Here is a 13,956-nt window from a genome sequence, read left to right on the forward strand (position 1 = left end):
CTCCGGGCGTTCCCGGCTTCAGCACGCCGGGCCGCGCGCTGCTGTTCGTCGCGCTGCTGGCGCACGGCTTGCTGCTGCACACCACGATCTTCCCGCAAAACGCCATGGTGTTCGGGTTCGCGTTCGCGCTCTCCGCGATGTTCTGGCTGGGCGCGGGCATTTACTGGATCGAGAGCTTTTTCTTCCCGCTCGACGGTTTGCGTCTGCTGGTCCTCCCTCTCGCTTGCGTCGCGTCGCTGTTGCCGCTCGCGTTCGGCGGCGTGCGCGTGCTGTCGTACTCGGCAGACCCGATGTTCAAACTGCACTTCCTGATTGCGAACATCGCCTATGGCCTGTTTGCGATTGCGGCGCTGCACGCCGTGCTGATGCTGCTGGTAGAGCGGCGTCTGCATGCCATGCGCGGCGGGATCTCGCAGCGGCAGGGCGCGGCAGCCGGCAATGGCTGGCTGTCCAGCTGGCTCGACACGCTGCCGCCGCTACTGACGTTGGAAAAGCTGCTGTTCCGTCTGATCAGCGCGGGCTTCGTGCTGCTCACGCTGACCTTGCTCTCCGGCATCCTGTTTAGCGAGCAGCTGATTGACCGCGCACTGCGGCTCGATCACAAGACCGTGTTCGCGATTCTCTCGTGGGTGATGTTCGGTGCGCTGCTGACTGCCCGCAAGGTGTCAGGCTGGCGCGGCCGCGCGGCGTTGCGCTGGGTGTTGGCGTCGTTTGTGGCGCTGCTGCTCGCGTACGTCGGCAGCCGTTTCGTTTTCGAGGTGCTGCTGCACCGTCCTGTGGTGTGATCGTTCCATGCGACAAATCTTCCTGTTGATCCTTCTGTTCGTCGTCGGCCAATGGCTGGTGAAGGCGCTGCGTCGTGCCGACGCGAACCACTCGCAACGCACTGGTGCAGCGGGCAGTCCTGGTGCCGGCCAAGGAGCGGGGCAAAGCGCGGGCGCACAACGCGGTGCGTCGCAAGCGCCGCGGCTTGCTGAACCGATGATCCGTTGCGTCGAATGCGGCGTCCATGCGCCGGCGAGCGACTCGGTCGTGGTCGCGGGCCAGCCTTTTTGCTGCGCCGCTCACGCGCAACGACACGCCACCCCTCCCTCAGGCCGCGACGCACGATGAGCGATGGCTTCACCGTCGACGCCGAAGGCTGGGTGCCGGCAGCGCGCAAGCTGCCGTCACCGAACTTCGAGGCACGCCCTGAAGGTGCGATGCCGAGTCTGATCGTCGTGCACAACATCAGCCTGCCGCCGGATCAGTTTGGCGGCACGGCGATCGCCGAGCTGTTTCAGAACCGTCTTGATTGCGACGCCCACCCTTACTACGACACGCATCTGCGCGGCGTGCGGGTGTCCGCTCACTTCGTGATTCACCGCGACGGCACTCTCGAGCAATTTGTCTCGTGCGACCAGCGTGCGTGGCATGCGGGCGCGTCGAATTTTTTTGGTCGTGAGCGCTGCAACGATTTCTCGATCGGCATCGAGCTAGAAGGCAGTGACACGACCGCGTTCAACGCGGCGCAATACCGCACGCTCGGATCGCTTGTGAAGGCGCTCGCCGCTCGCTATCCGGTCGAAGCGCTCGCGGGTCACTCGGACATCGCGCCAGGTCGCAAGACCGATCCAGGCCCTCACTTCGAGTGGCCACGTTTGCAGCGCGACACCGCGCTCAACGATCAGTACTTCCCCTATCTAAAGTTTTCCAAAACGCTGTAACGCCTCTCCAATCCGTTTCGCAAGATGCGACGAAAGCCGCATGCAGCCTCGTTCTCCGGGGAGTGCCCTTCGCGTGGCGCGATGCCAAAAGTCAAGGCCGTAAGCTCAAATAAATCAATTTGAACTGTCACGAAACTCCACTATACTTGGTGCCATAGATTCAGTTTTCCACTATATGTTGTGTTGTTAGGCGGCGCCCCGCTCCTCGAGCATGGCGCCGCAAGCATTCCAGGCAGCGAAAAAAATATCGCTGGAGCACGGCTGGCAGAGCGAGCCGGTTGCATCCAGAAGCATTCAGGAAAGGGGCTTGGCAAGTGATCGCGACACGCACGATGAAGACCATTAACGATTCGAATCTGGCTTCATCGCTGTTGCATCCCGCCACCAGGCTCAGCCGGTCTCTTTCCTGCACACCAACGCTTGCGCTCGGGGCGGCGCAGCGGTCGTACTAATCCGCGGTATCTCCGCACATTCCAAGACCAGGAGCTTTGCACATGCAAACCACCGATAACGTGACGACCCGGTATGAGGGCGCACCTGTTGGCCAGAACTTCGGCGGCCAGGCACAGGCCGCACACGCGCTCGCCCCGCAGGCGACCTACGCCGACTATAAGGTGATCCGTCGTAACGGCAGCGTCGTGTCGTTCGAGCCGTCGAAGATCGCCATCGCCGTGACGAAGGCATTCCTGGCCGTCAACGGTGGACAAGGCGCGGCCTCGGCGCGTGTGCGCGAACTGGTCGAGCAACTCACGCAAAACGTGGTGCGCGCGCTGCTGCGCAGCCGTCCGAATGGCGGCACCTTCCATATTGAAGACATCCAGGATCAGGTTGAACTCGCGCTGATGCGCGGCGGCGAACACAACGTCGCGCGTGCTTACGTGCTGTATCGCGAGAAGCGCACCCAGGAGCGCGGCCATGACGAGCCGGCGACGGGTGAGGTGTCGGGCCTGAACGTGACCGACGGCGGCGTGACGCGCCCGCTCGATATGGCTGCGCTGCGCGGCATCATCGAATCCGCTTGCGCAAACCTCGGCGACGCTGTGAGCGCCGAGCCGATCGTCGCGGAAACGATCAAGAATCTGTACGACGGCGTGCCGATGAGCCAGGTCTATGACTCGGCAATTCTCGCGGCTCGCACGATGATCGAAAAGGATCCGGCATACAGCCAGGTCACCGCACGTATTCTGCTGCACACCATTCGTCGCGAGATCCTCGAAGAGGAAGTCACCCAGGGTGAAATGGGCGAGCGCTATGCCGAGTATTTCCCGCAGTTCATCAAGCGCGGCGTGCAAGCCGAGTTGCTCGACGACAAGCTGCTGCAGTTCGACCTGAAGCGCCTGGGCGCCGCGCTCGACAACAGCCGCGACCTGCAGTTCGGCTACCTCGGCCTGCAAACGCTGTATGACCGCTACTTCCTGCATCACGACGGCGTGCGCATCGAAATGCCCCAGGCATTCTTTATGCGTGTCGCGATGGGCCTGTCGCTGAACGAGATCGACCGTGAAGCGCGCGCTATTGAGTTTTACAACGTGCTGTCGAGCTTCGACTTCATGTCGTCCACGCCGACGCTCTTCAACGCCGGTACGCGTCGCTCGCAACTGTCGTCGTGCTATCTGACGACGGTCGACGACGACCTCGACGGCATCTACGAAGCGCTGAAGGAAAACGCGCTGCTGTCGAAATTCGCCGGCGGTCTGGGCAATGACTGGACGCGTGTGCGCGCGCTCGGCTCGCACATCAAAGGCACCAATGGCAAGTCGCAAGGCGTCGTGCCGTTCCTGAAGGTGGTCAACGACACGGCTGTCGCGGTGAACCAGGGCGGCAAGCGCAAGGGCGCGGTGTGCGCGTACCTGGAATCGTGGCATCTGGACATCGAGGAATTCCTCGAGCTGCGCAAGAACACCGGTGACGACCGTCGCCGTACGCACGACATGAACACGGCGAACTGGATTCCCGACCTGTTCATGAAGCGCGTGCACGAAGGCGCAGACTGGACGCTGTTCTCGCCGTCCACCTGCCCGGATCTGCACGACAAGTTCGGCGCCGAGTTCGAAACGGCTTACACAGCTTACGAAGACAAGGTCGCCCGCGGCGAGATCAAGCTGTTCAAGAAGATCCCGGCGGCGCAACTGTGGCGCAAGATGCTCGGCATGCTGTTCGAAACCGGCCACCCGTGGATCACGTTCAAGGATCCGTGCAACATCCGTTCGCCGCAGCAGCACGTGGGTGTCGTCCACTCGTCGAACCTGTGCACGGAAATCACGCTGAACACCAGCGACGCGGAAATCGCCGTGTGTAACCTGGGCTCGGTGAACCTCGTCGCGCACCTGAAGAATCAGGCCGACGGCACACTCGTGCTCGACCACGACAAGCTCAAGCGTACCGTCAGCGTGGCGATGCGCATGCTCGACAACGTGATCGACATCAACTACTACGCGGTTGCCAAGGCTCGTAACTCGAACCTGAAGCACCGTCCGGTGGGTATGGGCATCATGGGCTTCCAGGACTGCCTGCATCTGCTGCGCACGCCGTACGCGTCGGAAGAAGCGGTCAAGTTTGCTGATACGTCGATGGAAGCGGTCTGTTATTACGCCTACTACGCGTCAACCGAACTGGCGCAAGAACGTGGCCGTTACTCGAGCTACCGTGGCTCGCTGTGGGATCGCGGCATCCTCCCGCAAGACACGGTGAAGCTGCTGGCCGATGCGCGCGGCGGTTACGTGGAAGTGGATTCGAGCGAATCGATGGACTGGACCGAGCTGCGTTCCCGCATTGCAACGTACGGCATGCGCAACTCGAACTGCGTGGCGATCGCGCCGACGGCGACGATCTCCAACATCATCGGCGTGTCGGCCTGCATCGAACCGACCTTCCAGAACCTGTACGTGAAGTCGAACCTGTCGGGCGAGTTCACGGTGGTCAACGACTACCTGGTGCGCGACCTGAAGGCACGCGGCCTGTGGGACGAAGTGATGGTCGCCGACCTGAAGTACTTCGACGGCACGCTCTCGCGTATCGACCGTATCCCGGCCGACCTGCGCGCGATCTACGCCACGGCGTTCGAAATTGACGCAACGTGGCTGGTCGAAGCTGCCTCGCGTCGTCAGAAGTGGATCGACCAGGCGCAGTCGCTGAACATCTATATGGGTGGCGCGTCGGGCAAGAAGCTCGACGAGGTCTACAAGCTCGCCTGGTTGCGCGGCCTGAAGACTACGTACTACCTCCGCACGATGGCGGCGACCCACGTCGAGAAGTCGACGGTGGCGCACGGCGCGCTGAACGCGGTGTCCTCGGGCGGCGGTGAAAGCTCGGGCGGTGCCGGTGGTGTGGGTGGTGGTGCAGCAGGTGGCTTCGGCGTGGCCGGTGGTGCTTCGTCGGGCGGTCAGCAAGCGGCAGCAGCGGCTCCGGTCGCGGCAGTCGAAGCAACTCCTGAAGCAGATGGTCCGGTGTGCATGATGCGCCCGGGTGATGCGGGCTTCGACGAGTGCGAGGCTTGCCAGTAATCCTGGCGCGCAAATGTCTGACGGTGGCTGGTAGTTGCCAGCCATTCGTCAGCGACTCACCAGCAACTCGGTAGGTGAGCAGGTGTTTGCCTCGCTTCATGTGTGAACGTTGCGGCACGAACGGCTGAACATGACAGCGGCGAGAGCAAGACAGAGAAGATGCAACGAAGCAGGCGAGCGGGATGGCGACATGAATCACAGCCACGCCGCTTTGCACAAAGCAGCACCCAAGCAACACGACAGATCACTGAGCGCCTTACCCGGAGCGCTTCACAAGCAGGTTGCTCCGGGTCGTTGGCTCTCACGAATCATTGAACTTCGCCTCACTCGTGCTGACGAACCAGTAACGATGAAGGCGATGCAACGAAGCCAGGCAACACAGATTTTTAACGCATCGCACTCGCTTCAACACGATGCGCTTTCGGTACTGCAAAGCACTTCGACAACGCGCGTTTCGATCGCTTCATACGAAGCATCAGAGACAGTCTGTTGACCAAAGTGTTGTATGAAGGTCGCAACGCGAATCGAAAACAGGATTTTTCATCAGCGAACTCTTTTATCGCTCGTGAAAAGATGGTACAAACCGTTCTAAATTGATGGTGACATTTATGCTCAACTGGGATGACGAGACCACTGCCGTAACTCCCTCGAGCGCTACGCAACCGAATGTGTTGCGCAACGCTGCGGGATCGGCTGTCGGCGCGCAAGCTGCACCGCGCACCGCTCATCAAGCTCCCTCGGTCCAGGAAATCTTCGCGAACGACATCGCTGTCGCTCCTGAAGTGACCCGCGCTGCCGCTCATGGAACCGCCGCCGCATCGGCCGCCGTTTCCGAAGCGCGCGTGAATGTGGCCGACAAGCGCATCATCAACGGCCAGACTGACGTCAATCAGCTGGTGCCGTTCAAGTACAAGTGGGCGTGGGAGAAGTATCTCTCCGGTTGCGCGAACCACTGGATGCCGCAGGAAGTCAACATGTCCCGCGACATCGCCCTGTGGAAAGACCCGAACGGGCTGACCGAAGACGAGCGCCGTATCGTCAAGCGCAACCTCGGCTTCTTCGTCACGGCTGATTCCCTCGCCGCCAACAACATCGTGCTGGGCACGTACCGCCACATCACGGCGCCCGAATGCCGTCAGTATCTGCTGCGCCAGGCGTTCGAAGAGGCGATCCACACGCACGCTTACCAGTACATCGTCGAATCGCTGGGCCTCGACGAAGGCGAGATCTTCAACGCGTACCACGAGGTTTCCTCGATCCGCGCGAAAGACGAATTCCTGATTCCTTTCATTCACCCGCTGACCGACCCGGCCTTCAAGACCGGTACGCTCGAAGCAGACCAGACGCTGCTGCGCTCGCTGATCGTGTTCGCCTGTGTGATGGAAGGGTTGTTCTTCTACGTCGGCTTTACACAAATCCTGGCGCTTGGCCGCCAGAACAAGATGACCGGCGCGGCGGAGCAGTACCAATACATCCTGCGTGACGAGTCGATGCACTGCAACTTCGGCATCGACCTGATCAACCAGATCAAACTCGAAAACCCGCACTTGTGGACGGCTGAGTTCCGCGCGGAAATCCGCGAAATCTTCAAGCAAGCGGTCGACCTTGAATATCGTTACGCAGAAGACACGATGCCGCGCGGGGTGCTCGGCCTCAATGCGTCGATGTTCAAGAGCTATCTGCGCTTCATCTGCAACCGCCGTTGCCAGCAGATCGGTCTCGATCCGCTGTACCCGAACGAGGAAAACCCGTTCCCGTGGATGAGCGAGATGATCGACCTGAAGAAGGAACGCAACTTCTTTGAGACGCGAGTCATTGAATATCAGACCGGCGGCGCATTGAGCTGGGAGTAATCCGGCGCGTGCCCGTAGCAGGAAATCGACATCATCGATGGGGATGCCGTTGGCAGAAGCCGCGGCAAATTTGGTTAGGAGCTTAACTGCCTGATGCAGAGCGTGCCCGGTGCGCCGCGTGAGTTCGCGGTCCACAAACATGACTGGCACTTTGCGAACCCTTCAGTGGGATGGGCAAACTTCCCCCCGGAAAAAGCCGTCGGCGCTATTGCCGGCGGCCCGATCAAGCAATTGCCGGCGCTGCAATCCAGCGCCGACCAGATCTGGCGCGCGGTGCCCATTGGCTCCGCGCGCCTTACCGCATTCATTAGCGTAAGCGCGCAGCACCTGCGTACGCCGATGAATAGCTCGCTTCGTAGCGTGCGCCCTGAGAAGCGTTCGCGGGAAGCGGGTTTTGACGAAGGGTGTAGTTTGAACTGACTCTCATCTGAAAACCTGAAGGAGAAAATGATGGCAACAGCAAAGAAAGTAGCTAAGAAAGCTCCCGCGAAGAAAGCCGCTCCGGCAAAGAAAGTCGCTGCAAAGAAAGTCGCTGCAAAGAAAGTCGCAGTGAAGAAGGTCGCAGCGAAGAAAGTCGCGGTGAAGAAGGTTGCAGCGAAGAAGGCTGCGCCGGCCAAGAAGGTTGCTGCGAAGAAGGTTGCAGCCAAGAAGGTCGCAGTGAAGAAGGTTGCAGCGAAGAAGGCGGCACCGGCGAAGAAGGCCGCAGTGAAGAAGGTTGCAGCCAAGAAAGTTGCAGCCAAGAAAGTTGCAGTGAAGAAGGTTGCAGCTAAGAAGGTTGCCAAGAAGGCAGCGCCTGCGAAGAAGGCTGCCGCCAAGAAGGCGCCTGCCAAGAAGGCTGCCAAGGCGCCTGCGAAGAAGGCCGCCAAGGCTCCTGCGAAGAAGGCTGAGAAAGCCCCCGCTGCGCCCGCAAAGAAGGCTGTTGCTCCGAAGAAGGCTGTTGCGAAGAAGGCTGCACCGGCTCCCGCAGCCACCGTTGCAACGAGCGCAGCACCGGCAGCTACGGTGAAGACCGCGCTGAACCCGGCTGCAGCATGGCCGTTCCCGACCGGCAGCCGTCCGTAAGAAGCTGACGAAGCGGTAAGGCACATCTCGGTGTGTCCGATGATTGAGTAGCCCGCTACTCTCGCTGCTCAATCACCGTCCCGTCGCTGGGTTTCCGGCGGCGGGATTTTTTTTGCCTGTTGAGTTGGCTTAGTGGGCTTTACTCAAGGCAAAAAACGCATGCACAGGGGAGCGCATGCTTGCCCTTTGTTGTTACGGCAGGTCGTATCCAAACGCCTGCTTGAACCGTTCGTTGATTTCCGCGCGGGCGGGCGCATAGTTTTGCGGTCCCTGATGCTCGATCTTGAGAGCACCCATCAGGCTCGCCAGGCGGCCCGTGGTGGCCCAGCCAAGCTGCTTCTCGATGCCGTAGAGCAGACCGCCGCGGAAGGCGTCGCCGCAACCGGTTGGGTCGAGGACCTGCTTCGCGGTGACGGCGGGGATCTCTTCGATGCCGCCAGCGTGGTGGATCTGCGAACCATGCTCGCCGCGCGTGACGATCAGCGCTTCGACGCGGCTCGCGATTTCCTCAATCGACCAGCCCGTCTTGTCGCTCACCAGTTTTGCTTCGTAGTCGTTGACCGCGACGTAGGTGGCGAGTTCGATCATGCGGCGCAGTGTCGCGCCATCGAACAGCGGCAGGCCCTGGCCCGGATCGAAGACGAACGGCACGCCCGCAGCGGCGAGGCGTTCGGAGTGCTGGGTCATTGCGTCAAAGCCGTCCGGTCCCACGATGGCGAGCGTGATGTCCTTCGCTTCGTCTGCATGGTTCAGGTGCGCCTGCATCATCGCGCCGGGGTGGAAGGCGGTGATCTGGTTGTTCTCCAGATCGGTGGTGATCATCGCTTGCGCGGAATAGGTATCCGCCACCGCGAGCACGTATTCGCGTGAAATGCCGAGCTGATCGAACCGGTCCAGGTAAAGCTGGGCGTCGATCGCACCGAGCGCGCCCATGATGCGCGCATCGCCGCCCAACAGATGCAGCGAATAGCCCATGTTGCCCGCGCAGCCGCCGAACTCGCGGCGCATGGTGGGCACGAGGAAGCTGACATTCAGGATATGGACCTGCTCCGGCAGGATGTGCTCCCGAAAGCGGCCCTCAAAGGTCATGATGTTGTCGTAAGCGAGCGAGCCGCAAATCAGCGTAGCCACGGTGAGCATTCCTGTAGAGATTGAAAAGGAAAAAGGGCGCGACAATACGAAAGCGCCGCGCGTAAAGCGCGGCGCTGGATCGGGCGCGAGACGGTTACTTCAGTGCGGCGAGCGCGGCGTCGTAGTTCGGCTCGTTCTTGATTTCGCCGACGAGTTCAGCGTGCACGACATTGTCGTTTTCGTCGATGACGACCACGGCGCGCGCCGTCAGGCCGGTCAGCGGGCCACTCGTCACGTCGACGCCGTAGGCTTGGGCGAACTCATGGCCACGGAAGGTCGAAGCCGTCGAGACGTTTTCGATGCCTTCCGTTGTGCAAAAGCGCGAGGCCGCGAACGGCAGGTCGCCCGAGACGACGATCACGGCGGTATTCGACAGCTTGCCGGCCGCTTCGTTGAACTTGCGCGTCGAGGTGGCGCAAGTCGGTGTATCGAGGCTCGGCACAATGTTCAGCACTTTGCGCTTGCCGGCGAAGTCGGCGAGAGAGACGGGCTTGAGATCCTTGCCGACCAGCGAGAACGCGGGCGCCTTCTGGCCCACGGTCGGGAACGTGCCGGCTACTTCGATCGGGTTGCCACCCAGCGTGACTTGACTCATGTTGTGCTCCGAAGATTCGTCAGGGACTGACGGTAAACGCGCCCGATGGATCCCGGGCGCGCGAGAAAATACGGACGGTGTTCAAGGATAAAAAATCTGTACGCGAAAATTCGACGCCACCGCGTCGCCGGTATCGAGGTGCACGATCATGGTTTGCGTCGTGCGCGCCGGCAGGCCGGCTGCGATCGGCGTGCCGGGTTTTACATAGTCCTGCGGAAACAGCACGCGGCGCACGGCGACATTGTTCTGCTCGTCGAGCAGCGTGAGTTCAATCGCCGGGTAGGCTAGCGCGACGTTGTAGCGGTTGCGCAGCGGCATCCTCAATTCGAGCTTATGTGGGCCTTCGACCTGGCGCAGATCAGATGGCTCGACCTGCAGGCCGTCGATGTCGTGAGGCGGCGCAACATCGCAGTTCAATTGCTGGCAGGCCTGCGCATACAGCGGCTGTGAGCCCGGCCAGTCGACCATGATGGTCTCGCGCTGCCACCACGCCAACTGGGCCACCAGCACGATCAGCAGGATCAATGCGAGCACGGTCCCGGCGATTTTCCAGCCCAGCCGGCTCGGCGGAGGCGCACGGGTTTCACGCACGACGGCGAACGGATCGGCATCGTCCTCGGGCAGGTTCTCGGCGAACGGCATAGCCGCTGCGCCAGGCGCCGCTGCTGCAGCGCCGAAGAAATGCGGCTCGGAATCGGGGGTGGTTCTTAGCGTTGCGGCAGCGGCCAGCGCGTCCTGCATTGCCGGTTCGTCCTCAGCAGGGCGATTGACCGGCCGCCAGACCGGCGGGGCTTTCTCGTCAGCGACGGACTCGGCTTCGCCTTCGAAAGCAGTTTCGTCATGCGTCGTTGCGGCGGATTCGAACGTGGCGGCCGGCGCTTCAGGTTCGTCAGCATGCCGGGGCGTAACCGCGACGCTCGCCGCGACTGGCGCGAGCGGCAGGTTATCCACGTTGTGCAGCAGGCGGTTGTCGATCGCGGCATCGGGCGCCGGGGCCCAGGGGTTCCATGCGTCGGCGGCGAAATTCGGCGCCTGCTTAGGGTTCCTGCCAGAAATCAGCGCGCTCACGGTTTCGGCGTCAAGAGGTGTTGCGCTAGCGAAGTCGCCGCCTTCGGCTACCTCGTACAGGCTGCTCGATGCATCGAACACCTCCTGGCAATGTCCGCAGCGCACAAGGCCGCGGCGTAGCGCAAGCTGCGCCGGTTGGAGCCGGAAGACAGTTTCGCAGAAGGGACAGCGCGTCGCCAGGAGCATATTGAGCCGGGTAGCCGTAAGGCCGTTGGTTGGACAATACGCCTTATTCTAATGGCATTCGCCAGGCGCTCAGCGACGCGTTCCACTCAGGCATACCCAGCCTTCGTGTTCGCGCCATACTCCAATGTCGATCCACTGCTGATAAACCTGCGCCACTTCGTCCGCCTGGCGCGCGAGAATGCCCGACAGCGCCAGCCGGCCACCAGGCTTCACCTTCGACGACAGCATCGAAGCCATCAGCTTGAGCGGATTGGACAGGATGTTGGCAACGACGATGTCGAACTCACCAGCCGGGCAAGCGTCGGGCAGCCCATAGGTGACTTCAGCGCGGTTACGCTCGCTGTTGTGTCGTGCCGATTCCACCGCTTGCGGATCAATGTCGATACCGTAGACCGGATTCGCGCCGCACTTCTTCGCGAGGATCGCGAGGATACCGGAGCCGCAACCATAGTCCAGCACTGACAGGTTCGGTTGAACGGATTGCTCGAGCCATTCCATGCACAGGCGCGTAGTGGGATGGCTGCCCGTACCGAACGCGAGGCCCGGGTCGAGTTCCAGGACTAGCGCGTCAGGGTCCGGTGCATCGTGCCATGACGGCACGACCCAGATGCGTTCGCCGATTGGAATCGGATCGAATTGCGACTGCGTGAGCCGCACCCAATCCTGTTCCTCGACTTCACGCACGTTGAAGGTGGGCGTGGGACTCAAACCCAGTTCGTTTGCCGCAGCGGTGAGCAGAACCGCGGGTTCATGCTCAGGCGACAGCAGCGCGATCACACGCGAATGCTGCCAGGCAGTGCGATCAGGCGTGAGACCGGGCTCGCCGAAGAGCGGTTGCTCGTCGGGCGTATCGGCGTCCGCATCTTCAACAGACACGGACAATGCGCCCAACTCGAGCAGCGCGTCGGAGAGTTCCTCCGCGTGCTCGCGCGCCAGCTCAACGATCAGTTCCCGGTAACTCATGACTTACGCTTCTTCCGGTGCGGCCTGCTGCTTCGCGGCCAGCCGGTTTTCGAGGTAGTGAATGCTGGTGCCGCCTTCGACGAACTTGGCGTCGAGCATTAGCTCACGGTGCAACGGGATGTTGGTCTGAATGCCTTCCACCACCATTTCCGACAGGGCAATGCGCATCCGCTTGATGGCCTGCTCGCGGGTCGCGCCATAGGCGATCAGCTTGCCGATCATCGAATCATAGTTCGGCGGCACGAAATAGCCGTTGTACGCATGCGAGTCGACGCGGATGCCCGGGCCGCCCGGCATATGCCACGACGTCAGACGTCCCGGCGACGGAATGAACTTGAACGGATCTTCGGCGTTGATCCGGCATTCGATCGCATGTCCCTTGAACACGACATCGCGCTGGCGGAAGGCGAGCTTTTCGCCGGCCGCGATGCGGATCTGTTCCTGGACGATGTCGACACCGGTGATGAGTTCGGTCACCGGGTGTTCGACCTGCACGCGCGTGTTCATTTCAATGAAGTAGAACTCGCCGTTTTCGTACAGGAATTCGAACGTGCCCGCGCCGAGGTAGCCCATCTTCTTGCAGGCGTCCGCGCATCGATCGCCGATGCGATCGATCAGACGGCGCGCAATACCCGGCGCCGGCGCTTCTTCGATCACCTTCTGGTGGCGACGCTGCATCGAGCAGTCGCGCTCGCCCAGCCAGATCGAGTTCTTGAACGAATCGGACAGCACCTGGATTTCGATGTGCCGCGGGTTCTCCAGGAATTTTTCCATGTAGACCTGCGGGTTGCCGAAAGCACGGCCAGCTTCTTCGCGCGTCATGTTGACCGCGTTGACGAGCGCCGCTTCCGTATGAACCACGCGCATGCCGCGACCACCGCCGCCGCCAGCGGCCTTGATGATCACCGGATAGCCGACCGCGCGCGCAATTTTCACGATCTCTTTCGGATCGTCCGGCAACGCGCCTTCCGAACCCGGCACGCACGGCACGCCGGTTTTGATCATGGTCTGCTTGGCGGAGACCTTGTCGCCCATCAGGCGAATCGTCTCTGGGCGCGGGCCGATGAACACAAAACCGGATTGCTCGACGCGTTCGGCAAAGTCAGCGTTTTCGGAGAGGAAGCCGTAGCCGGGGTGAATCGCTTCGGCGTCGGTGACTTCGGCCGCGCTGATCAGCGCAGGCATGTTCAGGTAGCTCAGGTTGGAAGGCGCCGGGCCGATACACACGGCCTCGTCAGCGAGCTTCACATACTTGGCTTCCTTGTCGGCTTCCGAATAGACGACGACCGTCTTGACGCCAAGCTCACGGCAGGCGCGCTGAATCCGGAGCGCGATTTCGCCGCGATTGGCAATGAGGATTTTTTCAAACATAGCGAATTTTTCAACTCATCAATGGGCACTGCAGGTTGTCCACAACACGGTGGCTACCACACAGCGCCCCAAACCTGGCGCTTCGCACGAGGCCCCCTGGAGGGGCGATCCCGCCATTCCCCGAGGGGACTTCCTTCGGGGCGGGGGACTTCCTGCGGAGCGGAAAACCTTGGGCGCTCCGGCGTTCTCTTGCGAGGATCGGTCGCGCGCCCCGGTCGGGCAGGCGTGCGCACGGCAAACGCAAAACGTGCCGCGTTAGCCGACCACGAACAGCGGCTGACCGTACTCGACGGCTTGCCCGTTTTCGACGAGGATTTCCTTCACCACGCCGGACTTGTCCGACTCGATTTCATTCAGCAGCTTCATGGCTTCGATGATGCAGATGGTCTGGCCTTCCTTGACCGTATCGCCCACCTGCACGAACGCTTCCGCACCCGGCGACGGCGCGCGGTAGAACGTGCCGACCATCGGTGAGGTGACGACATGGCCTTGCGGGGCGGCGGCTACCGGCGCGGCGG

At 61.6% G+C, this 13,956-nt stretch carries 13 protein-coding genes; 7 read left to right on the plus strand and 6 right to left on the minus strand.

Annotated features, from left to right (window positions below; genetic code table 11):
* The 7 genes from WCA85_RS18270 to WCA85_RS18300 all read left to right on the plus strand — a co-directional run.
* The coding region (locus WCA85_RS18270; RefSeq protein ID WP_424066285.1) for a cytochrome C assembly family protein at window positions 1-785 on the plus strand (785 nt) is incomplete at its 5' end.
* Window positions 786-792: 7 nt separating this feature from the next.
* Window positions 793-1,113, plus strand: a complete 321-nt coding sequence (locus WCA85_RS18275; RefSeq protein ID WP_424066286.1) for a PP0621 family protein — start codon at window positions 793-795, stop codon at window positions 1,111-1,113.
* The gene (ampD, locus tag WCA85_RS18280; RefSeq protein WP_424066287.1) at window positions 1,110-1,706 is read left to right on the plus strand and encodes a 1,6-anhydro-N-acetylmuramyl-L-alanine amidase AmpD; all 597 of its coding nucleotides are present in this window, start codon (window positions 1,110-1,112) and stop codon (window positions 1,704-1,706) included. Before WCA85_RS18275 ends, ampD begins: the two co-directional genes overlap by 4 nt.
* Window positions 1,707-2,200: 494 nt before the next feature.
* Window positions 2,201-5,209 (plus strand): ribonucleoside-diphosphate reductase subunit alpha, encoded by a 3,009-nt coding sequence (locus WCA85_RS18285; RefSeq protein WP_424066288.1) that lies wholly within the window; start codon window positions 2,201-2,203, stop codon window positions 5,207-5,209.
* A 608-nt stretch (window positions 5,210-5,817) separates the two neighbouring features.
* Window positions 5,818-7,062 carry a ribonucleotide-diphosphate reductase subunit beta gene (locus WCA85_RS18290; RefSeq protein ID WP_424066289.1) on the plus strand — a complete coding sequence of 415 codons (1,245 nt, stop codon included), beginning with the start codon at window positions 5,818-5,820 and terminating at the stop codon, window positions 7,060-7,062.
* Between the two features lie 93 nt (window positions 7,063-7,155).
* Complete coding sequence (locus tag WCA85_RS18295) at window positions 7,156-7,482, plus strand: hypothetical protein (RefSeq protein WP_424066290.1); 327 nt, start codon at window positions 7,156-7,158, stop codon at window positions 7,480-7,482.
* Between the two features lie 30 nt (window positions 7,483-7,512).
* A complete protein-coding gene (locus tag WCA85_RS18300) occupies window positions 7,513-8,124 on the plus strand; it encodes a histone H1-like DNA-binding protein (RefSeq protein WP_424066291.1) in 612 nt (203 codons plus the stop codon).
* Window positions 8,125-8,316: 192 nt separating this feature from the next.
* Here WCA85_RS18300 and WCA85_RS18305 read toward each other — a convergent pair whose 3' ends face one another.
* The 6 genes from WCA85_RS18305 to accB form a co-directional block, all read right to left on the minus strand.
* Window positions 8,317-9,255, minus strand: coding sequence for a carbohydrate kinase family protein (locus WCA85_RS18305; RefSeq protein ID WP_424066292.1), 939 nt, complete (start codon window positions 9,253-9,255; stop codon window positions 8,317-8,319).
* A 94-nt stretch (window positions 9,256-9,349) separates the two neighbouring features.
* Window positions 9,350-9,850, minus strand: a complete 501-nt coding sequence (gene tpx, locus WCA85_RS18310; protein ID WP_424066293.1) for a thiol peroxidase — start codon at window positions 9,848-9,850, stop codon at window positions 9,350-9,352.
* A gap of 81 nt (window positions 9,851-9,931) precedes the next feature.
* Window positions 9,932-11,104 carry a zinc-ribbon and DUF3426 domain-containing protein gene (locus WCA85_RS18315; protein WP_424066294.1) on the minus strand — a complete coding sequence of 391 codons (1,173 nt, stop codon included), beginning with the start codon at window positions 11,102-11,104 and terminating at the stop codon, window positions 9,932-9,934.
* 69 nt (window positions 11,105-11,173) lie between these two features.
* A complete protein-coding gene (gene prmA, locus WCA85_RS18320; RefSeq protein WP_424066295.1) occupies window positions 11,174-12,067 on the minus strand; it encodes a 50S ribosomal protein L11 methyltransferase in 894 nt (297 codons plus the stop codon).
* Window positions 12,068-12,070: 3 nt separating this feature from the next.
* The gene (gene accC / locus WCA85_RS18325) at window positions 12,071-13,438 is read right to left on the minus strand and encodes an acetyl-CoA carboxylase biotin carboxylase subunit (protein WP_424066296.1); all 1,368 of its coding nucleotides are present in this window, start codon (window positions 13,436-13,438) and stop codon (window positions 12,071-12,073) included.
* Window positions 13,439-13,693: 255 nt separating this feature from the next.
* Window positions 13,694-13,956 (minus strand): acetyl-CoA carboxylase biotin carboxyl carrier protein (gene accB / locus WCA85_RS18330; RefSeq protein WP_424066297.1); only part of this gene is annotated, 263 nt, incomplete at its 5' end.

The organism is Paraburkholderia sp. (assembly GCF_049581445.1).
Taxonomy (GTDB): domain Bacteria; phylum Pseudomonadota; class Gammaproteobacteria; order Burkholderiales; family Burkholderiaceae; genus Paraburkholderia.